The organism is Rhodococcus sp. WAY2 (assembly GCF_009859915.1).
Lineage (GTDB): Bacteria > Actinomycetota > Actinomycetes > Mycobacteriales > Mycobacteriaceae > Rhodococcus_F > Rhodococcus_F oxybenzonivorans.
Genome location: NZ_CP046572.1, coordinates 6,063,578 through 6,086,426, shown reverse-complemented (window position 1 = coordinate 6,086,426; position 22,849 = coordinate 6,063,578). Strand labels below are relative to the sequence as shown.

The 22,849-nt window shown below is 66.7% G+C and carries 20 protein-coding genes and 1 pseudogene; 8 read left to right on the top strand and 13 right to left on the bottom strand.

Annotation, left to right across the window (positions count from 1 at the left end; all coding sequences use genetic code 11):
• Positions 1-18 precede the first annotated feature (18 nt).
• Positions 19-819 (bottom strand): electron transfer flavoprotein subunit beta/FixA family protein, encoded by an 801-nt coding sequence (locus GFS60_RS27370; protein WP_159926059.1) that lies wholly within the window; start codon positions 817-819, stop codon positions 19-21.
• A 239-nt stretch (positions 820-1,058) separates the two neighbouring features.
• On the opposite strand from GFS60_RS27370, the gene GFS60_RS27365 reads away from it, so the two are divergent.
• Genes GFS60_RS27365 through GFS60_RS27355 form a run of 3 tightly spaced genes read left to right on the top strand, consistent with a single transcriptional unit; the run spans position 1,059 to position 4,719 of the window.
• Positions 1,059-1,862, top strand: a complete 804-nt coding sequence (locus GFS60_RS27365; RefSeq protein WP_159926057.1) for a class I SAM-dependent methyltransferase — start codon at positions 1,059-1,061, stop codon at positions 1,860-1,862.
• 14 nt (positions 1,863-1,876) lie between these two features.
• Positions 1,877-3,478 (top strand): 1,4-alpha-glucan branching protein domain-containing protein, encoded by a 1,602-nt coding sequence (locus GFS60_RS27360; protein WP_201453659.1) that lies wholly within the window; start codon positions 1,877-1,879, stop codon positions 3,476-3,478.
• Complete coding sequence (locus GFS60_RS27355; protein ID WP_159926055.1) at positions 3,475-4,719, top strand: glycosyltransferase family 4 protein; 1,245 nt, start codon at positions 3,475-3,477, stop codon at positions 4,717-4,719. The genes GFS60_RS27360 and GFS60_RS27355 overlap by 4 nt, the downstream gene beginning before the upstream one ends.
• A gap of 56 nt (positions 4,720-4,775) precedes the next feature.
• Here GFS60_RS27355 and GFS60_RS27350 read toward each other — a convergent pair whose 3' ends face one another.
• Both GFS60_RS27350 and GFS60_RS27345 read right to left on the bottom strand, forming a co-directional pair.
• Positions 4,776-5,030, bottom strand: coding sequence for a DUF3253 domain-containing protein (locus GFS60_RS27350; RefSeq protein ID WP_159926053.1), 255 nt, complete (start codon positions 5,028-5,030; stop codon positions 4,776-4,778).
• A 21-nt stretch (positions 5,031-5,051) separates the two neighbouring features.
• A complete protein-coding gene (locus GFS60_RS27345; RefSeq protein WP_159926051.1) occupies positions 5,052-5,795 on the bottom strand; it encodes an acyltransferase in 744 nt (247 codons plus the stop codon).
• A gap of 139 nt (positions 5,796-5,934) precedes the next feature.
• Here GFS60_RS27345 and GFS60_RS27340 point away from each other — a divergent pair, with 139 nt between their 5' ends.
• Positions 5,935-7,242 carry an outer membrane protein assembly factor BamB family protein gene (locus GFS60_RS27340; RefSeq protein WP_159926049.1) on the top strand — a complete coding sequence of 436 codons (1,308 nt, stop codon included), beginning with the start codon at positions 5,935-5,937 and terminating at the stop codon, positions 7,240-7,242.
• A 15-nt stretch (positions 7,243-7,257) separates the two neighbouring features.
• Here the strand turns inward: GFS60_RS27340 and GFS60_RS27335 are convergent, their stop codons facing one another.
• The 5 genes from GFS60_RS27335 to GFS60_RS27315 form a co-directional block, all read right to left on the bottom strand.
• A complete protein-coding gene (locus tag GFS60_RS27335) occupies positions 7,258-8,439 on the bottom strand; it encodes a THUMP-like domain-containing protein (protein ID WP_159926047.1) in 1,182 nt (393 codons plus the stop codon).
• A gap of 1 nt (position 8,440) precedes the next feature.
• A complete protein-coding gene (locus GFS60_RS27330; protein WP_159926045.1) occupies positions 8,441-9,412 on the bottom strand; it encodes a class I SAM-dependent methyltransferase in 972 nt (323 codons plus the stop codon).
• Positions 9,413-9,469: 57 nt separating this feature from the next.
• Positions 9,470-10,249 (bottom strand): enoyl-CoA hydratase/isomerase family protein, encoded by a 780-nt coding sequence (locus GFS60_RS27325; RefSeq protein WP_159926043.1) that lies wholly within the window; start codon positions 10,247-10,249, stop codon positions 9,470-9,472.
• An 11-nt stretch (positions 10,250-10,260) separates the two neighbouring features.
• Entirely contained in the window at positions 10,261-11,142 is an 882-nt protein-coding gene (locus tag GFS60_RS27320) for an NUDIX hydrolase (protein WP_159927586.1), read from the bottom strand.
• 73 nt (positions 11,143-11,215) lie between these two features.
• On the bottom strand, positions 11,216-12,037 hold the full coding sequence (locus GFS60_RS27315) for an ABC transporter ATP-binding protein (RefSeq protein WP_159926041.1): 822 nt from the start codon (positions 12,035-12,037) through the stop codon (positions 11,216-11,218).
• Between the two features lie 50 nt (positions 12,038-12,087).
• Between GFS60_RS27315 and glgX the strand changes: the two are divergent.
• Positions 12,088-14,082 (top strand): annotated as a pseudogene (glgX, locus tag GFS60_RS27310) (glycogen debranching protein GlgX); the annotation flags it as partial.
• A 20-nt stretch (positions 14,083-14,102) separates the two neighbouring features.
• Here the strand turns inward: glgX and yczE are convergent.
• From yczE to ctaD, 4 genes are all read right to left on the bottom strand, one after another.
• Positions 14,103-14,804 carry a membrane protein YczE gene (gene yczE, locus GFS60_RS40400; protein WP_236603301.1) on the bottom strand — a complete coding sequence of 234 codons (702 nt, stop codon included), beginning with the start codon at positions 14,802-14,804 and terminating at the stop codon, positions 14,103-14,105.
• Between the two features lie 69 nt (positions 14,805-14,873).
• Positions 14,874-15,644 (bottom strand): aminoacyl-tRNA hydrolase, encoded by a 771-nt coding sequence (locus GFS60_RS27305; protein ID WP_159926037.1) that lies wholly within the window; start codon positions 15,642-15,644, stop codon positions 14,874-14,876.
• Positions 15,641-16,861 (bottom strand): phosphoserine phosphatase SerB, encoded by a 1,221-nt coding sequence (serB, locus tag GFS60_RS27300; RefSeq protein WP_109331103.1) that lies wholly within the window; start codon positions 16,859-16,861, stop codon positions 15,641-15,643. The genes GFS60_RS27305 and serB overlap by 4 nt, the downstream gene beginning before the upstream one ends.
• 163 nt (positions 16,862-17,024) lie before the next feature.
• On the bottom strand, positions 17,025-18,815 hold the full coding sequence (gene ctaD / locus GFS60_RS27295) for an aa3-type cytochrome oxidase subunit I (RefSeq protein WP_109331105.1): 1,791 nt from the start codon (positions 18,813-18,815) through the stop codon (positions 17,025-17,027).
• Between the two features lie 299 nt (positions 18,816-19,114).
• Here ctaD and GFS60_RS27290 point away from each other — a divergent pair, with 299 nt between their 5' ends.
• From GFS60_RS27290 to GFS60_RS27280, 3 genes are read left to right on the top strand one after another with little or no spacing between them, the layout of a single operon-like run.
• Positions 19,115-20,113, top strand: coding sequence for an ABC transporter substrate-binding protein (locus GFS60_RS27290; RefSeq protein ID WP_159926035.1), 999 nt, complete (start codon positions 19,115-19,117; stop codon positions 20,111-20,113).
• A gap of 35 nt (positions 20,114-20,148) precedes the next feature.
• Positions 20,149-21,222 (top strand): ABC transporter substrate-binding protein, encoded by a 1,074-nt coding sequence (locus tag GFS60_RS27285; protein WP_159926033.1) that lies wholly within the window; start codon positions 20,149-20,151, stop codon positions 21,220-21,222.
• 8 nt (positions 21,223-21,230) lie between these two features.
• Positions 21,231-21,704 (top strand): NUDIX hydrolase, encoded by a 474-nt coding sequence (locus GFS60_RS27280; RefSeq protein WP_159926031.1) that lies wholly within the window; start codon positions 21,231-21,233, stop codon positions 21,702-21,704.
• 142 nt (positions 21,705-21,846) lie between these two features.
• Here GFS60_RS27280 and nrdF read toward each other — a convergent pair whose 3' ends face one another.
• Positions 21,847-22,812 carry a class 1b ribonucleoside-diphosphate reductase subunit beta gene (gene nrdF, locus GFS60_RS27275; protein WP_015890191.1) on the bottom strand — a complete coding sequence of 322 codons (966 nt, stop codon included), beginning with the start codon at positions 22,810-22,812 and terminating at the stop codon, positions 21,847-21,849.
• Positions 22,813-22,849 lie beyond the last annotated feature (37 nt).

The window sequence follows — 22,849 nt, the reverse complement described above, 5'->3', positions numbered from 1 at the left end:
GTCTGTGGAGGGCGCGGATCAGATGATCTTCTGGCCGACGAGGTATGCGGCGATCTTGCTGCCGCCGTCGCCCTCGTCGACGATGCGCTCACCAGCGGTACGCGGGGGCTTGGGCGTCGAGGCGGTGACGGTGGTGCCCGCGTTCGCGACACCGACAGTCTCCGGGTCCACACCGAGGTCGGCCAGGGTGTAGGTGATGACTTCCTTCTTCTTCGCGGCCATGATGCCCTTGAAGGAGGGGAAACGGGGCTCGTTGATCTTCTCGGTGACGCTCACGATGGCCGGCAGGTTCGCCTCGAGTCCGAACACACCCTCGTCGGTCTCCCGCTCACCGGTCGCGACGCCGTCGGCAACCGTGAGCTTGCGCAGCTGCGTGAGCTGCGGGATGCCCAGGTATTCGGCGATGATCGCGGGAACCGCGCCCATCCGGCCGTCGGTGGCCTCGTTGCCGGCGATGATCAGGTCGGCGGGCTCGTCGTTCTCGAACGTGATCTGTCCGAGAGCGGCAGCAAGCGTCCACGCCGTCTGGATCGCGTCGGAACCGTGGAGTGCGGGGTCATTGATGTGCACAGCCTTGTCGGCACCCATGGACAGGGCCTTGCGGATGGCGTCGGTGGCGCGGTCCGGACCTGCGGACAACACGGTCACCTCGCCGCCCTGCGCCTCCTTGATGAGAAGCGCTTCTTCGACGGCCCGCTCGTTGATCTCGTCGAGCACGGCGTCGGCGGCCTCGCGGTCAAGCGTGTAGTCACCGTCGGTCAGCTTGCGCTCGGACCATGTGTCGGGGACCTGCTTGATCAAAACAACGATGTTCGTCATGGGTCTTCGTCGACCTCCTGTGTGTACTTGCCTGGTTATCGCGAGTTGCTCCGCATGAGCGGAGCTCCCGTCTTCGTATGTCCTCGCACAAATGCTCTGCGACAGATTACCTCACGCTAAGTTACCCACTGGTAACTTGCGCGAAAGCCTCGTTCACCATAAGCCTGAACATCACTTTCGGTGCTGTGATGTGGACCACCTGGACGAGCGACCTCGTCGGTGGCACTAATCTCGCACCGGTGAGCGAATCATTTGTCGGCGACCGCGAGAACGCACCGCTGCCCGCAACCGGAGACGAGCAACTGCCCCTCACGGGCGAGCGGACCGTGCCCGGCATTCCCGAGGAGAACTACTGGTTCCGGCGTCACGAGGTGGTCTACCGCGACCTCCTGCCCCGCTGCGCCGGCCGGACCGTCCTCGAAGCAGGGTCGGGGGAAGGCTACGGCGCCAACATGATTGCCGACGTGGCGAAGCGCGTCACCGGCCTCGACTACGACATTTCCGCAGTCGAACACGTTCGGGCCCGGTACCCCCGGGTCGAGATGCTGCACGGCAACCTGGCCGAGCTTCCCCTCGGCGATGCCTCGGTGGACGCCGTCGTCAATTTTCAGGTGATCGAACATCTCTGGGATCAGGCGCAGTTTCTGCGGGAGTGCTTCCGCGTGTTGACGCCGGGCGGAGAACTTCTCGTCAGCACCCCCAACCGAATTACGTTCTCGCCCGGTCGGGACACACCGCTCAACCCTTTCCACACCCGTGAACTCGACGCCACCGAGTTGACCGAGCTGCTCGAGGAAGCGGGGTTCACGGTGTCGCTGATGACCGGTGTCCACCATGGTGAACGGCTGAAGGCCCTCGACGCCAAGCACGGCGGTTCGTTCATCGGCGCCCAGATCGATCGGGCCCTCGCGGGCGAACCCTGGCCGGCGGAACTCACCCGTGACGTCGAGGGCATCACGGTCGACGACTTCGTCTTGCGCGAGGGCAACATCGACGACAGCCTCGACCTCGTGGCCGTCGCGGTGAAGGATCCCGTGCAGTGACCGATTCCACACGAATGGGGGGCGTGGGAAGCGGGACACGCCCGCCGGACCACACGGAGCCGGGCATGTTCTGTCTGGTTCTGCACTCGCACCTGCCCTGGCTCGCCCATCACGGCCGCTGGCCCGTCGGAGAGGAGTGGCTGTACCAGTCGTGGGCCGCGTCGTATCTTCCTCTCACGGCCATGTTGCGGCGACTGTCCGACGAAGGCCGCTCCCATCTCCTGACTCTGGGGATCACCCCGGTCCTCGCTGCACAACTCGATGATCCGCACTGCCTGACGGGCATGCATCACTGGCTGGGGAATTGGCAGATCCGAGCTCACGAAGCTGCCGGAATGCCCGATGACGCACACCGCGCTCTCGGCGCCCGGGAGCACCGCGCCTCCGCCGACGCCCTCACCGATTTCGAACTGCGGTGGCGGCACGGTGGCTCGCCCGTCCTACGCGATCTCCTCGATCGGGAAGCCTTCGAGCTTCTCGGCGGCCCCCTCGCGCACCCGTTCCAGCCGCTGCTCGACCCACGACTGCGCGAGTTCTCCTTGAAGGAGGGACTCGCCGACGCGAAGAACAGGTGGAACACCACACCCACGGGCATCTGGGGTCCCGAATGCGCCTACACCCCGGGCATGGAGATCGGCTACGCCGAGGCGGAGGTCACCCACTTCATGGTCGACGGTCCCGCCCTGCGCGGGGACACCTCCCTCGGCCGGCCGGTCCGAGACTCCGACGTGGTCGCATTCGGCCGCGACCTGCAGGTCAGTTATCGGGTGTGGTCGCCGAAGTCGGGTTACCCCGGCCATGGCGCCTACCGGGACTTCCACACCTACGACCATGCCACCGGACTGAAGCCCGCCAGGGTCACCGGCCGCACGGTGGACTCGGCGGACAAGGCGCCGTACGACCCGGAACTGGCGTCCGCCGCCGTCGACCGGCACGTCGCCGACTTCGTTTCCACGGTCCGCAGGCGACTGCGCGGAGAGGCCGAGCGAATCGGGCGCCCAGCGGTCGTCGTCGCGGCCTTCGATACCGAATTGTTCGGGCACTGGTGGCACGAAGGCCCCGAGTGGCTCGAGAAGGTGCTGCGCGCTCTCCCCGAGGCGGGAATCCGGGTCGGCACCCTCGAGGACGCCCGCACCCAGGGATATGTCGGTGCGCCGGTCCCCCTGGAGAACTCGTCGTGGGGGTCCGGCAAGGACTGGCGGGTGTGGGCGGGCGAGAAGGTGTCCGATCTGGTGGCACTCAACTCCGAGGTGGTCGCGGCCGCACTGGACACGGTCGACAAAGCCCGTAGCCTCGGGTCTGCACCCGGAAGACCCGAACTCCGCAACCGCGTCAACGATCAGATTCTGCGAGAGGCACTCATGACGGTGTCGAGCGACTGGGCATTCATGGTCAGCAAGGACTCTGCGGCGGAGTATGCGCGCGACCGGGCACACAAGCACGCGCACGCGATGCGCGAGATCGCGGCCGCGGTGGCTGCGGGCAACGACGCGTCGGCGGCGCGCCTCGCGGCCGGATGGAACGCTGCCGACGGCCTGTTCCCCGGCCTCGACGCCCGGCGCCTGCCTGTCCGTTCCGCAGCATCGGCGGTCGGCGTCTCGGGAGTGGCCTCGTGAAAATCCTCATCGTGTCGTGGGAGTACCCGCCCGTGGTCGTGGGCGGCCTCGGCCGCCACGTGCACCACCTCGCGACCGCTCTTGCCGCCGCCGGCCACGAGGTGGTGGTGCTGTCGCGGCGGCCGTCGGGAACCGATGCGTCCACACACCCCACCGTCACCCACATCGAAGAAGGCGTACTCGTCGTCGCCGTCGCGGAAGATCCGCCGCATTTCGTGTTCGGCGAGGACATGCTGGCGTGGACACTCGCGATGGGGCATGCCATGGTGCGGGCCGGCGTCGCCCTGCACAAGCCCGGTGTCGGAGAAGGCTGGCAGCCCGACGTGGTGCATGCCCACGACTGGCTGGTGGCACATCCGGCCATCGCACTCGCCGAATTCTACGATGTCCCTTTGGTATCCACGTTGCACGCCACCGAAGCCGGCCGCCACAGCGGCTGGGTGTCGGGCCGCATCAACCGTCAGGTGCATTCGGTCGAATGGTGGCTGGCCAACGATTCCGATGCGCTCATCACCTGCTCAGCATCGATGCAGGATGAGGTGACCACCCTCTACGGGCCGCAACTCCCGCCGATCACTGTGATACGCAACGGGATCGACGTGACCACGTGGAATTTCCGTCGACGCGCGCCGCGATCGGGTCCACCCAAACTGTTGTTCGTCGGCCGCCTCGAGTACGAGAAGGGGGTGCAGGATGCGATCGCCGCGCTTCCCCGTATCCGCCGGAGTCACCCGGGGACCACACTGTCGATCGCGGGTGAGGGCACCCAGTTCACCTGGCTCTATCAGCAGGCCCGCACTCACCGCGTTGCCCGCGCCGTCAACTTCCTCGGCAATCTCGACCACTCCGAACTGCTGAGCTGGCTGCACGGCGCCGATGCCATCGTGCTCCCCAGCCGTTACGAGCCGTTCGGCATCATCGCGCTCGAGGCTGCCGCCTCCGGAACTCCGCTGGTGACGTCTACCGCCGGCGGTCTCGGCGAGGCAGTCGTCGACGGAGTGACCGGCATGTCTTTCCTCCCCGGCGATGTCACGGGACTCACCTCCGCGGTTCGGGAGGTCCTCGACGATCCGGCGGCGGCGCAGCAACGAGCAGTGGCCGCCCGCGACCGCCTCACCGCGGATTTCGACTGGCGCACAGTGGCCGAGGACACGGCGCACGTGTACGCCGGCGCCAAACGCCGCGTGCGACATCCCTTGGCGCGCCCGGTTATTCCCGAGCGCCCCCTGCCCGGACGCTGAGCCGCGGGGCGAATGTACCGCCGGACGCCTCCAGCGCGCCGAACGGTACATTCGCCTCACTCACGGAAACGGCGAATCCGGATCGGACCGCGCACCGAGTCCGGATCCACCACCGCACCCCGCTGGGTGATCTCGACTTCCCCTGCCGCGACAAGGCGTCGGGCGGCCTGGTGCACCGGCTCCATGAGAGGTCGCCACTCGTCGGGGGCGATCGCGCGGGCCACATCCGACGGGCAGATACTCGAATCCGCCGCCCGCGCATACAGCAGCTCGCGGATACGATCCTCGAGTTCGCGGTCCGAGACGCCCATGGGTCGACTATGCCACCCGGCTCAGCCCTCCCGGGCCGCCTTCTTGCGGGCAATGTCCTCGAGTGCGGCGATGTACTTGGCCCGCTCCTCGGCGCCGGCCTCCCACTCGGCCCTGCGATTCTTCACGGCCTTCGCGGGCGATCCCACTGCGATGCTGAAATCAGGGATGTCGCCCTTGACGACGGCGTGGGCGCCGAGCACGCAACCGCGTCCCACCCGGGTGTTGCGGAGCACCGTGACCTTCGCAGCCACCCAGGTATCGGGACCGATGCGTACCGGGCCCTTCACGATGCCCTGATCCTTGATGGGCACGTTGATGTTGTCCATGCGGTGATCGAAGTCGGTGATGTAGCACCAGTCGGCGACGAGCGTGGACGCTCCGATCTCGATGTCGAGGTACGTATTGACCACGTTGTCCTTGCCGAACACCACCTTGTCGCCGATGCGCAGCGACCCCTCGTGGCACCGGATCGCGTTGCCGTCACCGATGTGGACCCAGCGACCGATCTCGAGGCGGGACAGATCCGGAGTCGAGTGGATCTCCACGCGCTTGCCGAGGAACACCATGCCCCGCAGGATCACGTGCGGGTTGGCGAGCTTGAACTTGGCCAGCCGGTAGTACCGCACCAGGTACCACGGGGTGTACGCCTTGTTCGCCAGCACCCAGCGCAGCGAGTCGAGGGTCAGGAAGCGGGCCTGCTCGCTGTCCTTCCGCCGGGATCCCTTCCACCTCGTACGCAACGGTGCGCCCCACATGCTCGTCATAGCCCGTCAGCCTACGTTCACCCGCCGGAGCCGTGCGCGGGTGTGTCCGGACACCGACACCGTTCGGGGTGTGCCGATCGTGCGTGCCTCGGCGGGATAGTCTCTGGGCCGAGCGTTTGTCGAAAACTGAGGAGATGTAATGCGGCGGGTCCTACGTTCGTCAGTACTGGCGCTGGCGACGATCTCGGCTGTCGTCCTCAGCGGCTGCGGGGGCGGGGCGCACGTCGACGACATCTTCTCCACGGGCGGGTGGCCGGGGATGCATGCGGACGCCCGCAACAGTGACACCAGTCCGGTGACCGGGTCGCGCGACATCTCACTCGCGTGGTCGCGGCCCCTCGGTGGGCCGGTGGCGAACTACGCATCCGTGGCGGCAAGCGGCCAGATCTTCCTCACCGCTCGCACCGAGAAGGGGTGCAATCTCTTCTCCTTCCAGATGGAGAGCGGCCGCAAACGCTGGTGCCGCCAGCTTGCCCCCGGAGTCGTGGCGTCCACCCCGGTGGTCGACGGCGCCGCCAATGTCTACGTGGGTGAGAACGGGGCCATGAACTCGTTCAACGAACACGGCCAGTTACGTTGGCGCACACCGGTGGTCGGAACGCCGCTGTCGGCACAATTCACGGGCGACGGCAACCTCCTGTTCATCACCCAGCTCGGGCAGATCAGCGTGCTGGATCCGCAGACCGGGCAGAAAGTGGTGGCGTCGTACGACCTCATCCCGCCGCCGTCCGTCGCCGACGGCGCGAACGTCGACATCCTTCCCGACGACAAGGGCCTCAGCGGCTGCTTCTTCGGCTCCCCCGACTGCCCGGTGGCCAACATGCCGGCCATCGACCTGGCGTCCGGCACGTTCTACTTCACGTTCTATGCGCCCGGCGCGACCGAGGCGGACCTCGTCGCGATGAAATACTCCGGCGGCGACAATCCCACGATCAGCCAGGAGTGGTCCAGCGACACCCTGCCGGGGGGCAGCGCATCGAGTCCCGATCTGTCGGCTGACGGTTCCGTCGTGTACATCAACGACAACTGGGGCACGGTGTGGGCGATCGACTCTGCGACCGGTGATCCGAAGTGGAGTTACGACATCGGGTACGCCGCTGCGGGTAGCCCGTCGACGTCCGCGGACGGTTTGATCATTCCCGCGGGCGGACTCGACGGCCACCTCCTTGCACTGCAGGACAAGGGCGACCACGCCGAACTTGTTTGGGAGCGCAGGGATCTACGGCATTGGGGAGTCCCCGCACAGACCGCCGGATCCACCGGGTACTCGGTGGTCCGCGAGGGTGTGGACGGACTGGCGGTGCTCACGTTCGACACCTCCACCGGCGAAACGCTCGATCAGGACACCTTGCCGGGAGCCAAGGGATTCACGGTCGGCACGTCTATCGGCCCTGAGGGTGAAGTCCTCACTCCGACGCTGCTCGGTGAGCTGTTCGTCCTCCGCTGACCCCGTGAGTACTTGTTAACATCCCGTAGTTGACAAGTACTCACGGGGCGGAGCGCAGATGAAGGCGACGCCCGATCGGCCGATCCGCGTGATCACCACACTGAGCGAACGGCTTCCGCGGAGCTTCAACTTGGGACGCAGCACGGCCGGATCGACGTCGACGCCGCGCACGAGGATCTCCGCCGCACCGCAGTCGTGGCGGGCGAGCTCCTGCCGCAGCGACTTCTCCGAATATTTCACCTGCTCGAGAATCCGAAAGCCCCGCACGCCCGCGGGAACCGAATCGCCCGTGAGATAAGCGATCCGAGGATCGAGTTGCCACAGTCCGTGCCGGGCGGCGTAGTGCCGCACCAAACCCGCCCGGACCACAGCGCCGTCAGGATCGACGATCCACTCCCCCGGCGCGCGTTCGGGGATGTCGTCGTCCTCGGCGTCCGTCACCGTCCACACCGCGCCTCCGGAGTCGAGGACGCTTGCCCGGCGAGTGACTCCGGCGCCCGACAGTCCGGCCGACCACAGGCACGCCTCACGGACGCCACCGTCGAGGGACACGACCTCGACCTCGCCTTCCCAGTCGAGCCGATCGAAATCGAGGCCGGGAGCGCACTTCACCGCGAGATCACGGCCTCGGTACGCGTCGATGAGGTCGGGTAGTGGCGGCTCGAGAGCAGCGGGATCATGTGTGCGCCTGCCACCCGACCGCCGCGCCGGATCTGCGAGCACGACGGTGTCGCGGGTACACGGCACCAATGCGTCTGCGCGCACGATCGCCGCAGCGGGAACATTGTGCCGGGCCATGAGCAGCCGGACGGGATCGATGTCGCTGCCGACCACCGTATTGGCCGTCCCGATGACAGCTGCGAGTTCCGCACCGATCGAGCAGGTGACGTCGTGAACGTTCCGCTCTGCCAGGCGCGTCGCGCGGTGAGCTGCCACGGCACGCGGAGTCGCCTGTTGCAGTGCATCATCGGTGAAGAGCCAGTGCTCGCTGCCGGGCAACTTGACCGAGGCCTTGCGCCGCAACAGCACCGTCTCCACCAGCATGGCCACCCGAGAGCCGAAACGCGAACGCGCCCGGCCGATATCGGCCAGGCGCGTCGACGTGGTCAGCGCAAGTTCGTCTACCTCGGCGAGAGCTGCTGCGCCTGCAGCACTCTGCAGGAACTCCACGTCTTCGGGAGTGAACGCATAGCCCAATTCAGTTGCCGGGCTTCACGCCGGTGATCATGACGTTGTAGAAGAAGCCGCGCGGCACCACATGGCGGAGGATCTTCTCGTCGACCCAGCTGAGCGTCTTCCATCCGGTGAACGCGAAACGGCCCCAGCCCCAGCCCAACTTCTCCGGCGGAACAGCGGCCTCGAAGGTGCGGACGGGCCACCCGAGCAGGGCGGCTGCGAACTCCTCGGTGGCGGCGTGCACCTGCGCGGCGCCCGCGGACTCGGCGATCTTCTCGAGATCACTCGGATCGAACGTGTGGAGATCGACGACGGCTTCCAGTGCCGCAGCGCGGGATGATTCGTCCAGCTCCGCCTGCGGGCGACGCCAATCGGCAAGGAAGGGCAGCTTGGTGACACGCGTCGTGGTCTCCCACGTGACGCGGCCGAGCCAGCGGGCGTAGAAGTTGCCGATGGTGGTGGGCTCGCCGGCGAACACGAAGCGCCCACCGGGCTTCAGCACCCGCAGTACCTCGCGGAGCGACTGCTCCACATCCGGGATGTGATGTAGCACAGCGTGCCCGACCACGAGGTCGAACGTGTTGTCGTCGTACGGAATCGTCTCGGCGTCGGCGACACGACCGTCGACGGGCAACCCGAGACCCTCGGCGTTGCGCAATGCCACCTTGACCATGCCTGGCGAGAGGTCGGTCACCGAACCGGTCTTCGCGACCCCGCCCTGCATCAGATTGAGAAGGAAGAAGCCGGTACCGCAGCCCAGTTCGAGCGCCCGCTCGTACGGAAGGGGCTGATCTCCCGCGACGGCGTCGAAGCGACCCCGCGCATAGTCGATGCACCGCTCGTCGTACGAGATGGACCACTTCTCGTCGTACGTCTCGGCTTCCCAGTCGTGGTAGAGCACCTGGGCGAGTTTGGTGTCCTTCAGCGCCGCCTCGACCTCTTCGGCGGTGGCGTGCGGATGAGGAGCGGGGTCGTCGTGGGCGCTAGCAGTCATGCGGCAAATCCTACTCGCTGGTAAGAGTGAACAGGTTCTAGTTTTCCCGGGCTCAGACTACTCGCCGGTGAACTGAGCCTTACCGGGGCCGTTCTCGATGAACGATTCCATCCCGATGGTGCGGTCCTGGGTGGCGAAGAGGGACGCGAACAGCTGGCGCTCGACCGCCAGTCCGCTGTGCAGGTCGACGTCCAATCCCTGGTCGATGGCAGCTTTCGCCGCGGCCAGCGCGCGGCCGGCGCCCTTCGTGAACTGGGACGCCCATCGTCGAGCTGCCTCGTACACGTCGTCGGGCGCCACCACCTCGTCGACCAGACCGATCGCCAGCGCCTCGTCGGCGTTGACGAAGCGCCCGGTGAACACCAGGTCTTTCGCTTTCGAGGGACCGATCAGCCGAGCGAGACGCTGAGTGCCGCCGCCACCGGGAATGATGCCGAGAAGGATCTCGGGGACACCGAGCTTGGCGTTGTCGCCGGCGATCCGCCGGTCCGCCGAGAGTGCGACCTCGAGGCCGCCGCCGAGCGCGTACCCCGTGATCGCGGCGACGGTCGGCTTGGGAATCTCCGAGACCGCGGCCAGGTCCGATTGCAGATCGGTGATGACATCCGCCATCTGGCCGAAGCTCATCTCGGCCATTTCCTTGACGTCGGCGCCTGCGGCGAACACCTTCTCTCCGCCGTACACGATCACTGCCTTGACGTCGGGATGCACCGTCGCTTCCCGTGCGGCGGCCCGCAACTCCTGTTGCACCTGCCGATTCAGTGCATTCATCGGGGGACGCGCGAGTCGAATGGTGCCGATGCCTTCGGAAACCTCGAGAGTGACGAATTCAGCCATGAGGCAAGAGGCTACTTGCTCCGCTCGGCCGACTCGGCGCGACCCGGCGGTGTCCGCTTCCGTCCCCGCACCGACCACGGGTGCGGGCCTGCCTCGTAATAACCGTCCTGCCCGGGAAACTCGACCCGAATCGTTTCCTCGTCCGTGATGAGAGTCGGCAGGATCACCGGGATCTCCGGCTCCGCGGCGAGGACCTCTGCCACCGAATCGAAGTTCTGCAATGCCGTCAGCTGACTCCACGTGGGTGGGAGCAGGACGCTGCCGCCCCCCTTCCATGCGTCCAGGGCCGCCGCGGGGCTCAGCCACGTCACTTCCTCGGCTTCGGACGTGGCTCCGTCCGCGATCTGCCCGTCGGGAGCTGCCGCGACGAAGAACCGGGTGTCGTAACGCCGCCCTTCGCCGATCGGCGTGATCCAGTTCGCCCAGGGGCGCAGGAGGTCGGCTCTGAGCACGAGTTCCTCGCGCGCCAGGAAGTCACCGAAGGAAAGTTCACGTCGTTCGAGCGCAATGCGCGCCTGCGCGTAGTGCGACGTGTCGGCCACTACCGTGTCCGTGCTTCCGCCCGCGAGCAGCACGCCACATTCCTCGAACGTTTCACGTACCGCCGCGCACACCAGAGCCTTCGCCCGGGCGGGGTCGGTGGAGAAGCGTTCGGCCCACCACTCGACGGGAGGTCCGGCCCACTGCACGTCCGCCACGGCATCCGACGGGTCGACACCGCCTCCCGGAAACACCGTCATACCTCCGGCGAACGCCATGCCCTTGACGCGGCGCAGGAGGAATACCTCGATGCCGCCCCCCGCGAGTTCCGGTGTTGCATCCCTGATCAGGATGACCGTCGACGCGTCCTTCGGTGACACGTCGACTGCCGCCCGTTCTTGCTTCGAGACCATGATCTTGGAACCTACGCCTCCGGTGATGTGCGTCGCACCGGCACCCCACTGGAACAGGTGCCCGTTTCGACCCTCACGCCCGGTGGGCGCCCGGGATCCGGCTGCGCCGCGCGAAGTACCGTCCATCGACCTTGTCGAGGCTGATGGACTGGCTGAAGGCCTCACTGAGGTTCTCCGACGTGATCACGTCGTCGAGCAGCCCCTGCGACACCACCCGGCCCTCGTTCAGGAGCAGCGCGTGGGTGAAGCCGGGTGGGATCTCCTCGACGTGGTGGGTGATGAGAACGGTTGCGGGAGCGTCGGGATCTGCAGCCAGGTCGGTCAGTCGCGCGACGAGTTCCTCTCGCCCGCCGAGGTCGAGTCCGGCGGCGGGTTCGTCGAGGAGGAGAAGTTCGGGGTCGGTCATCAGTGCACGGGCGATGAGCACGCGCTTGCGCTCCCCCTCGGACAGGGTGCCGTAGCTGCGATGGGCCAGGTGCTCGGCCCCGAGACTTTCGAGCATCTCGACCGCCCGCTCGGTATCCATGTCTTCGTACCGCTCCCGCCAGCGACCGAGTACGGCGTAGCCGGCGGACACGACGAGATCGCTCACCACCTCCTCGGCAGGCACCCGGTTCGCCAGCGCCGACGACGACAGCCCGATCCGCGGTCGTAGCTCGTTGATGTCGACTCGCCCGAGCCGCTCCCCCAGAAGGTGGGCGCTACCGCTCGTCGGATGCAATTCGGCAGCCGCGATGCGGAGCAACGAGGTCTTGCCGGCTCCGTTCGGGCCGAGGACCACCCATCGCTCGTCGAGCTCCACTTTCCAGGACACCGGCCCCACGAGAGTGTTACCCCCGCGCCGGAGGAGGACGTCGTCGAAATCGATGAGGAGATCAGGATCAGGTTGATGCACGGATCCATCTTCCCGCACATCTTCGGCGCATTCGCGGCAGGATCAGTTACGTGTCGTCTCACATCGATTCACGTGCCGGCGAGAGAGCGTCGTTCCCGCCGAGCCTGCGCCTGCCCGGATCGCCGTTTCCCCTGGGAGCACACGTGCGAGGCACCGGCACCCAGTTCTCGGTCCACGCTCCGGACGCGGAGCTGGTACAGGTGTGCCTGATTTCTCCGGACGGTGCGGAGACACGAATCGACCTCGTGCAGCGGACCTACGGAATCTGGCACGGGGTGGTGGACGGCGTCGGTCCGGGCCAGCGCTACGGCTACCGGGTGCACGGAGGGTGGAACCCCCGCGCGGGAGTCCGGATGAACCCGGCCAAACTCCTCGTCGACCCGTGGGCGAAACGCATTACCGGGGGGATCGGCGACCCCCGTCCCCTGATCTCGCATGCCGGAGACCCGTTCGGCGAACCTTCGCAGCTCGACAGCCTCGGCCACGCGCCGCTGTCCGTGGTCACGCCCGCCGCCCCCCGGACCACCGGTCCCAGGATCGAAAGGCCCTGGGAGGAAACCGTCCTCTACGAACTGCACGTCGGCGCGTACACCGCCCGACATCGGGGCGTCCCTCCCCAGTACCGCGGCACGTATCTGGGACTGGCGGAGCCCGCCGTCATCGGTCACCTCGTTCGACTCGGGGTGACCGCGGTCGAGCTACTTCCGGTACATGCACACCTGACCGAACAGACGGTGCGTGAACGGGGAATGCGTAACCACTGGGGCTATTCGACGGCGTCGTTCTTCGCGCCCCATCCCGGTTACGCGGCCGTGGCCGGCGAGGAGATCGCCGAATTCCACACCATGGTCGACGCCCTGCATGCTGCCGGAATCGAGGTGATCCTCGACGTCGTCTACAACCACACGTGCGAAGAGGGCGTCGACGGGATCAGCCTCAGCTGGCGTGGTCTCGACGCCCCGGGCTACTACCTTCTCGATGCCGACGGCCGCGACGTCGACCTCACGGGTTGCGGCAACACGGTGGACGCGCACTCCCCCATCGTCGTCCGGATGATCTGCGACAGCCTCCGGTACTGGGCACACGACATGGGTGTCGACGGCTTCCGTTTCGACCTGGCCTCCGCCCTCGGCCGACCCGGAGGAGGCCGATTCGACTCTCGCGCTTCGGTGTTTTCCGCCATCACCGCGGATCCTGTTCTGTCCCGCTGCAAACTCATCGCCGAACCCTGGGACGCCACGTCCGATGGATACCGGGTCGGGCACTTCGGCGCCCAGTGGTCGGAGTGGAACGACCGATACCGCGATACTGTCCGCCGCTTCTGGAATGGCAACACCGGCGTTCGCGAACTGGCCTCCAGAGTGGCCGGCTCGGAGGACCTGTTCCACAGTCGCCGGCCCTGGGCCTCCATCAACTTCGTGACCGCACACGACGGCTTCACCGCGGCGGACCTCGTCGCGTACCGGCGCAAGCACAACGAAGCCAACGGGGAGGACAACCGGGACGGCGCCGACCACAACGAGTCCGTCAACCACGGCGTGGAAGGCCCCACCGACGACCCGTCGATCACCGACGCCCGCAAGCGTCATGTCCGCGCTCTGCTGGCCACCCTCGCCCTCTCCACGGGCACCCCGATGTTCACGGCAGGCGACGAATTCGGCCATTCGCTGGGCGGGAACAACAACGCGTACTGTGTCCCCGCCGACACTGCGCGCGAGGATTCCTGGGCGCTCGACTGGAGCACCGGTGACCGGACGCTCACCGCGTTCGTCACGCGCGCTCTCGATCTGCGCCGTGCGTCCCCCGCACTGCGGCAACCGGAATTCTTCGAAGGACGGCATACTCCCACCGGTCACCCGGACCTCGTGTGGTTCGGCGCCGACGGTGCGGAGATGGACGACGATGCGTGGCACGACGACTCACGCCGCACGCTGCAGGCATGGATCGACGGGTCCGACATCCGGTCCCACACCGAGGACGGATTTCAGCTCACCGACGACAACTGGCTTCTCGTCTTCCACTCCGGCGGACCGGTCGAGGTGGCATTGGGCAGCCCCGACTGGTTCTACGGAATCCTGCTCGCCGAATTCGACTCCAACTCCCCTGACGGCGCGCCGGAACCGGGTGGCCCCATTTCGGGAGACTCGACGATCAGACTGTCCGGACCCGGGCTGCTCGTCTTCCGAGCGGTCGGATAGAGACCGCCGGCGCGCATCATCAACTGGATCAGCGGACCGATCCCCAGCGCGTAGACCACGGTCCCCACTCCCACGGTGCCGCCGAGCAGCCACCCGGTCACCAGCACCGCAACTTCGATCGACGTCCGAATGAGGCGCACGGACAATCCGGTTCGTCGTACCAGACCGGTCATCAGTCCGTCCCGCGGTCCCGTACCCATTCCGGCGCCGATGTACAGCACGGTCGCCAGAGCGTTGAGCACGACACCACCGACCATCATCGCCACCTGTACGGCCGGCGACCCGACGGGCCGGAGAAACAACAGTGAAGTGTCCACGGACACCGCAATGACCACAACGTTGGCGATCGTGCCGAAACCCGGCTTCTGACGCAGCGGAATCCAGAGCAGCAGAACACCGGCACCGGTGAGGGCGGTCACGGCGCCGAAACTGAGCGACGTGCGGCCCGCGACGCCTTGATGGAATACATCCCACGGATCGAGGCCGAGGCCGGCGGTAATCATCATGGCCATCGAGAAGCCGTACAACCAGAGTCCGGCGAAAAGCGTGATCACGCGTCGAGCGAGCATGGGGGCCAGTGTTCCCCGATTGTTCCCGGCGCCCCATAGCCAAGCCGCGGGCACTGGACCCGCCGCGCCTCACAGGGCGGCGATCACCGTCACGGATCCGGGAGCCACCTCGGTGAAACCGGCATCGCGCACCGCGACCGCATGCCCCGCGGACTCGAGCTCGCGCAACGCCGTCCACCTCGCCGCATCGGCGTCACGGACGGCGCAGCGGTAACCCGTATCCGCCCAGTGCTTCGCATCTTCGACGCTCATCGCTCCCGCGAGCAGCATCGACGCGTGGCCCACTTGTGCAGCGGCCTTCCCGACGGTCATGTCCAGGGTCGAGTCGATCCACAGCACGGGTGTCCCGTCGGGCGCCGGGCCGGGGTCGTCGTGCTCGAGGTCGGTTCCGCCGATCTGCAGCTTCTTGATGCGCGGGTCGAGCGCACCGACCGCGACGGGGACGAGTGCCCGCGCCTCGGCGCCGTCGACCTCCACGGTGATGCCGTCCACCTCCTGCGCGGCGCGCCACTGCGCACCGCGAGCCCGGCGCGACACCTTGCGGATGCGAGACCCCACCCACGCGAGGTAGTCGGAGCGCCAGGGGCCCGGTTGCCCGTCCGCATCGACGCCGACCCGTGGGTCGAGGCACAGCGCCACCGACGCCGTCGCGGCCGCCGCCAGCACCGCACTACGCGCAGGCGGGTTCGACTTCGGGATGTGTAAAACGATCGGCATCGCGAGGACCAGGGCAGGATCCTCGGGATCGGGTCGTCCACCGTAACCGGCCGCGAGGACCGCGTGGCGTGCCTCCCACAGCGCGGCGTCGCCGGCGATCGCGGCTGCACACGGTTCCGTCACGACAGGGGAACTCGTCTCACCACGCCGTCCACGGCGTCGGCGGCTTCGACCTCGTCCCGAGTGACGCCGAGGATGAACAGTACGGCGTCGAGGAAGGGATGCGAGAGCGCCGTGTCGGCGACCTCACGTAACGCCGGCTTCGCGTTGAAGGCGATACCGAGACCGGCGGCATTGAGCATGTCGATGTCGTTGGCGCCGTCACCGACCGCGACCGTCTGCTCCATCGGCACGCCCACCTGGGCAGCGAACTTACGCAGCGCCGTCGCCTTGGCGGCCCGGTCGACGATGTCGCCCACGACTCGTCCGGTGAGCTTGCCGTCCACAATTTCGAGAGTATTGGCTTGAACGAAGTCGAGCTCCAGTTCGTGAGCGAGCCCCTCGATCACCTGACGGAAGCCACCCGACACCACCCCGCAGTGGAATCCGAGGCGTCGCAACGTGCGAATGGTGGTCCGGGCACCCGGCGTCAGTTCGAGGCCCTCGGCGACGTCGTCGATCACGGAGGCGTCGAGACCGGCGAGCGTCGCGACCCGCTGGTGCAGCGACTCCGTGAAGTCGATCTCGCCGCGCATCGCCGATTCGGTGACCGCACGGACTTCGTCCTCGACCCCGGCTCGCGCTGCGAGCATCTCGATGACCTCGCCTTGGACCAAGGTCGAGTCGACGTCGAAGACGATGAGCCGCTTGGCCCGGCGCGCAAGACCACCCCGCTCGACCGCGATGTCGACGCTTTCCGCCACAGCAACCTCGGCCAGCACCGTGCGCAGCCGCTTGTCCACCGCCGCCGTCGCGGGAGCACTGACGAGGAGTTCGAGACCGGTCACCGGATAATCGGCGACGCCCCGGATGGAGTCGATGTTGACACTCAGCTTCGCCATCTCACGCGCGACCGATCGCAGGGCCCGCGCGGACACCGGAGAACCGAGAATGACCACCGCGTGCGTGGACAGCGACTGCCGGCCGGGGTCCGCCCCGATCTCGACATCCACCGACATCCCGACGGTGGCCATCGCCTCCTCCAGTTCCTCCTGGAGGGCTTCCCCGTCCTCCGGGCACGCCACGAGCACGCCGAGGGTCAGGCGGCCACGGATCACCACCTGTTCCACATCGAGCAGGCTCACGTCGTGGCGGGAGAGCGCCGCGAAGAGCACCGATGTGACACCGGGGCGGTCGGGCCCCGTGACGGTCACCAGGACAGTCGTGTCAGCTGCGCCCACTACGAACTCCGTTCGTGTTACTCACGCTGGAAAGAACTCCGTTCGTCTCACGTGCGCAGAAGCACGGAAGGTCGTCGTGCTCGCGCAGCTTGTCCGGCACCCATTGTGCCAAGGGAAAGGCCCCGCCCGATGGTGGGGCGGGGCCTTTCGGCAACGATCTGTATCAGCGGCCGGAGTCGGTGCCGGGCTCGCCTTCACCGCTCACGGTGAGCGGTGCGTGGCGTTCCTCCTCCAGGACCGTGCTGGCGTGCTTGCCGCCGTGCCCGGGTCCGACGTGCGCTTCTGCCTTCATCCGCTCCACCATGTGCGGGTAGTGCAGCTCGAACGCAGGGCGCTCGGAGCGGATGCGCGGCAGTTCCGTGAAGTTGTGACGGGGCGGCGGGCAGGTGGTGGCCCACTCGAGCGAGTTGCCGTAACCCCACGGGTCGTCGACGGTGACGACCTCGCCGTACCGGTAGCTCTTGAAGACGTTCCAGATGAACGGGAGCGTCGAGGCACCGAGGACGAAGGCGAAGATGGTCGAGAACGAGTTCAGCATGGTGAACCCGTCGGACGGCAGGTAGTCCGCGTACCGGCGCGGCATACCTTCGGCTCCCAGCCAGTGCTGCACGAGGAAGGTGCCGTGGAAGCCGATGAACGTGGTCCAGAAGTGCCACTTGCCGAGGCGTTCGTCCATCATCCGCCCGGTCATCTTCGGGAACCAGAAGTAGATACCGGCGTAGGTGGCGAACACGACCGTGCCGAAGACCACGTAGTGGAAGTGGGCGACCACGAAGTAGCTGTCGGTGACGTGGAAGTCGAGCGGCGGGCTGGCCAGGATGACACCGGAGAGGCCACCGAAGAGGAAGGTGATCAGGAAGCCGACCGAGAACAGCATCGGCGACTCGAAGGTCAATTGCCCCTTCCACATGGTGCCGATCCAGTTGAAGATCTTCACACCCGTCGGCACCGCGATCAGGAAGGTCATGAACGAGAAGTACGGCAGCAGCACCGCGCCCGTGGCGTACATGTGGTGCGCCCACACGGCGATCGACAGGGCAGCAATCGCGATCGTCGCGTACACCAGACCGCTGTAGCCGAAGATCGGCTTACGGCTGAAGACCGGGAAGATTTCCGAGACGATGCCGAAGAACGGCAGCGCGATGATGTACACCTCGGGGTGACCGAAGAACCAGAACAGGTGCTGCCACAGCAGAACCCCGCCGGTAGCCGGATCGAAGATGTGGCCGCCGAGGTGACGGTCGACGAACAGACCCAGCAGCGCGGCCGTCAGCAGCGGGAACGCCAGCAGGATCAGGATGCTGGTGATGAAGATGTTCCAGGTGAAGATCGGCATACGGAACATGGTCATACCGGGGGCGCGCAGGCAGATCACCGTGGTGATCATGTTGACGCCACCGAGGATGGTGCCGAGGCCACCGACCGCGAGGCCCATGATCCACAGGTCGGCACCGACACCCGGGGAGTGCAGGGCACTGGTGAGCGGCGTGTACGCCGTCCAGCCGAAGTCGGCCGCGCCGCCCGGAGTGATGAAGCCTGCGGTCGCGATGATGGCGCCGAACAGGTACAGCCAGTAGCTGAAGGCGTTCAGACGCGGGAAGGCAACGTCGGGTGCGCCGATCTGCAGCGGCAGGATGTAGTTGGCGAAGCCGAAGACGATCGGGGTCGCGTACAGCAGCAGCATGATCGTGCCGTGCATGGTGAACAGCTGGTTGAACTGCTCGTTCGACAAGAACTGCATACCGGGCACAGCGAGCTCGGCACGCATCATCAGGGCCATCAGACCGCCGATGAGGAAGAAGATGATCGAGGTCGTCAAATACATGATCCCGAGCACCTTGGGGTCGGTGGTCGTGATCATTTTGAAGATGAACGAGCCCTTGGGTCCCTGCCGCGGCGGGTAAGGCCTGGCTGCAGCTATCGCGGGGACTGGCTGGGGCGCTACGGCAGTCACTGATCCTCCTGAATGCGCGTCCGTCCCCGGGCTGCGAGGCGAACGGTCTCTGGCTTGCGCTCATCGAATCGTAGACGGTGCCCCGAGCGGCCTCGGACTCGGTCCTACCTCCTGTCGTACTTACCCCGGCTCAGCGCCCACGGGGGTATCGCCGACCAGCGGATTGTCGGCAGGAGCGTGCTCTTTCTCACCCGAGACGGCGTGTCGCGGATGTCGGCGGGAGATGCAGGGTGACCACCCGGATTCAGACTTTTCCGGTGCTAAGGTATCGCTCACCTAACTTCCACCAGGAGCTTTACGTGAACATTCTTTCCCGACGCCGCGCCCTGGCCGCCGTCGTCGCTCTCGCGGCCGCGGTCGCCGTCACGTCCTGTTCCAGCAGCGACGACGCGTCCTCCACGGCCGACGCCGCCGCATCGGCGCAGTTCCCCCGCACGGTCGAACACTTCCGCGGCAACACCGAGATTCCCGCGGCACCGCAGCGGGTCGTGGCCCTCGACAACAGCTTCACCGATGCCGTACTCCTCCTCGAGACGCCGCTCGTCGGGTATGTCGACTACCGGGACCCCGGGCTGCCCGACTACCTCGGCAGCACCCGCGACGAGTACGCAGCCGAAGCCGAATCGGTGGGCAAGGTGAGCACCGCGAGCCTCGAGAAGATCGCCGCACTGCAGCCGGACCTCATCATCTCGGCCGAGGTTCGCGACGGTAAGAACTACGAACAGCTGTCGGCCATTGCGCCGACCATCTTCACCGAGACGACCGGTCCCACGTGGAAGGAGAACATCCGCCTCGTCGGTCAGGCGCTCGGCAAGGAAGAACTCGCCAACGAGAAGATCGCCGCCTACGAGCAGCGCGCCGCGGCCGTCGGTTCCGCCATCAACACCAAGGCGTCGAACCCGGTGGTATCGGTGATCCGATTCGCCGGTGAACCCACCGCCCGCCTCTATCGCACCACCTCCTTCAGCGGCATCGTGCTCGAGGATGCGGGCATTGCCCGGCCCGCCAGCCAGGGACCGGACCCCGCCGACCCGACCAGCATCATGCAGTCGATCAGCCCGGAGTTGCTCAGCGAGGCCGACGGCAACGTCATCTTCGTCAGCACCTGGCAGGATCCGGCGGGAAAGAGCGCCGAAGCCGCCCGCCCCTTCCTCGAAAGCCCGCTGTGGCAGACCCTGCAGGGCCGCAAGGTCGACGTCGACGACGCCCGCTGGATGTCGCCCGTCAGCATCCAGGGCGCGCACCTGATTCTCGACGACCTGTCGGACACGTTCGAGGTCGACAAGCACAGCGGCTAACCTGAACGCGCCCGCTCACACAGGAAGTCGCCGCATTGTCCCTTCGCAGGTTTTCGACCGTCCGCCGCGCGTCCATCGGTCTCGTTGCCGGTGTCGCCGCCTTCGCTCTCGCCGGTTGCTCCCAACCGGCCGACGACGACCCCGCGTCCTCGATCGTCCGGACCACGACGAAGATTGCGGGCGCGGCGGTGGTCGGCATCGAGAGGGACACCACGACGGCGTGCCCGGAGCCGGCACCGGTCGACCCGGAGCTGTCGGGGTCGACGACGCATCGGGTGGTTCATACGACGGGCACGAGTGAGGTGCCCGCCGATCCGCAGCGAATCGTGGTGCTCGACAGTGCCGCGCTGGACGCGGTATGCGCACTCGGTCTGTGGGAACGCGTCGTCGGCGCCGCCACGAGCGGAGACGGCGACTCCCCACAGCCGGGGTACCTCGGCACGGGCATCTCCGAACTTCCGAGTGTCGGGCCGGCCGGCGCACCGGATGTCGCCCGGATCGCGCAGGCGGCGCCGGATGTGATCCTCGGTTCGAGTCCGGCCACCGGCGCACTGTACGGCGAACTCTCCCCCATCGCGCCCACCGTGTTCGTCGGTTCCGACCCCGTGTACTGGAAGACGCAGTTCCTCCTCGCGGGCAACGCCCTCGGCCGGGCCGATGCCGCCGCAGCCGCGCTCGAGCGATACCAGGCGGACGCGAAGCAACTCGGCATCGATATCGACGCCGCCCAAACCCAGGCTTCAGTCGTGCGTTTCGGCGCCGACAGTCTGGAGGTGGAGGGACCGGCGGCGTTCGCCGGTCAGGTACTCACCGACGCGGGAGTCCGCAGGCCCGCCTACCAGAACCTCGACGGTGCGGTGACCGAATCGATCGACGATGCCGAACTCGACCGCGCCGAAGGCGATCTCATCTACGCCGTCCTCGTCGGCAAGGACGGCACCGAGCATGCCGAGGAGGTCATGTCCGGGCAAGCGTGGGAAGACCTCGGGGCCGCCGCCGACAGTCGCGTGTTCGCCGTCGAGGGCGAGGTCTGGAACGGCAACGGCCTGGTGGCCGCGCGGGCTGTGCTGACGGATCTCCGGAACACCCTGAACGGATACGCCGGCTAGGAGGACTCGTGCCCGTCCCGGAGTTCGTGGCTGCACTGCGCAGGCATGTCGGACACGCGCCGCTGTGGTTGTCGGGAGTGAGCGTCGTCGTCCGCGATGACGACGGGCGGCTACTGCTGACCCGCCGCGCCGACAACGGCCGGTGGGCGGTGGTGTCGGGCGTTCTCGAACCCGGCGAGGAGCCCGGGCCCGCCGCGCTCCGGGAAGTACGCGAAGAGACCGGCGTCGACGCGGAACTGGTGCGCATCACCAGCGTCGATGTGACCGGACCCATCACCTATCCCAACGGCGATGTCGCGCAGTACCTCGACGTGTGCTTCCTCGCGCGATACGTCGGCGGAGCCGCGGCGGTGTCCGACGACGAGAACCTCGAGGTGGCATGGTTTTCCCCGGAGGCAGTGCCGTCCGACCTCACCCCGTCTTCGCGACTGCGACTCGAGAAAGCGCTGCAGGACGTGCCCGAGGCGTGGTTCCAGCGCTGAACGCAGTTCGCCCAATGCCGCACCGGTGCAGTCGAACTGCGCCGGTGCGGCATTGGGCGAAACTGTCCGGGCGTTAGAAATCCCGAGCGGGTCGCTCTAAAAATCCCGAGCGGGTCGCTCTAGAAGTCCCGAGCGGGTCGCTCTAAAAATCCCAGTCTTCGTCTTCGGTGTTGACGGCCTTACCGATGACGTAGGAGCTGCCGGAGCCGGAGAAGAAGTCGTGGTTCTCGTCGGCGTTGGGTGAGAGCGCGGACAGGATGGCCGGGTTGACGTCCGTCTCGTCCTTCGGGAAGAGCCCCTCATAGCCGAGGTTCATCAACGCTTTGTTGGCGTTGTACCGCAGGAACTTCTTGACGTCCTCGGTGAGACCGACCTCGTCGTAGAGGTCCTGGGTGTAGTCGACCTCGTTGTCGTAGAGCTCGAAGAGTAGCTCGAACGTGTAATTCTTCAGGTCGTCGCGCTCGGCCTCGGTGAGCTGCTCGAGACCCTTCTGGTACTTGTAGCCGATGTAGTACCCGTGCACGGCCTCGTCACGGATGATAAGACGGATGAGGTCGGCGGTGTTGGTGAGCTTGGCGCGCGACGACCAGTACATCGGCAGGTAGAAGCCCGAGTAGAACAGGAAGCTCTCGAGCAGGGTGGACGCCACCTTGCGCTTGAGCGGCTCGTCGCCCTGGTAGTAGTCCATGACGATCTCGGCCTTGCGCTGCAGGTTCGGGTTCTCCTCGGACCAGCGGAAGGCGTCGTCGATGTCGCGGGTGGAGCACAGCGTCGAGAAGATCGAGCTGTAGCTCTTCGCGTGCACCGACTCCATGAACGCGATGTTGGTGTACACCGCCTCCTCGTGCGGGGTGATCGCATCGGGGATGAGGCTGACCGCACCCACGGTGCCCTGAATGGTGTCGAGGAGCGTCAGCCCCGTGAACACCCGCATCGTGAGCTGCTTCTCCTGCGCCGTGAGCGTGCCCCACGACGGAATGTCGTTGGACACCGGGACCTTTTCGGGCAGCCAGAAGTTGCCGACGAGACGGTCCCACACCTCGGCGTCCTTCTCGTCCTGGACGCGGTTCCAGTTGATCGCGGATACGCGACTCACCAGCTTGACCATTGAATCCTCACTTCGTTCGGCTGTGAGTACTTATTAA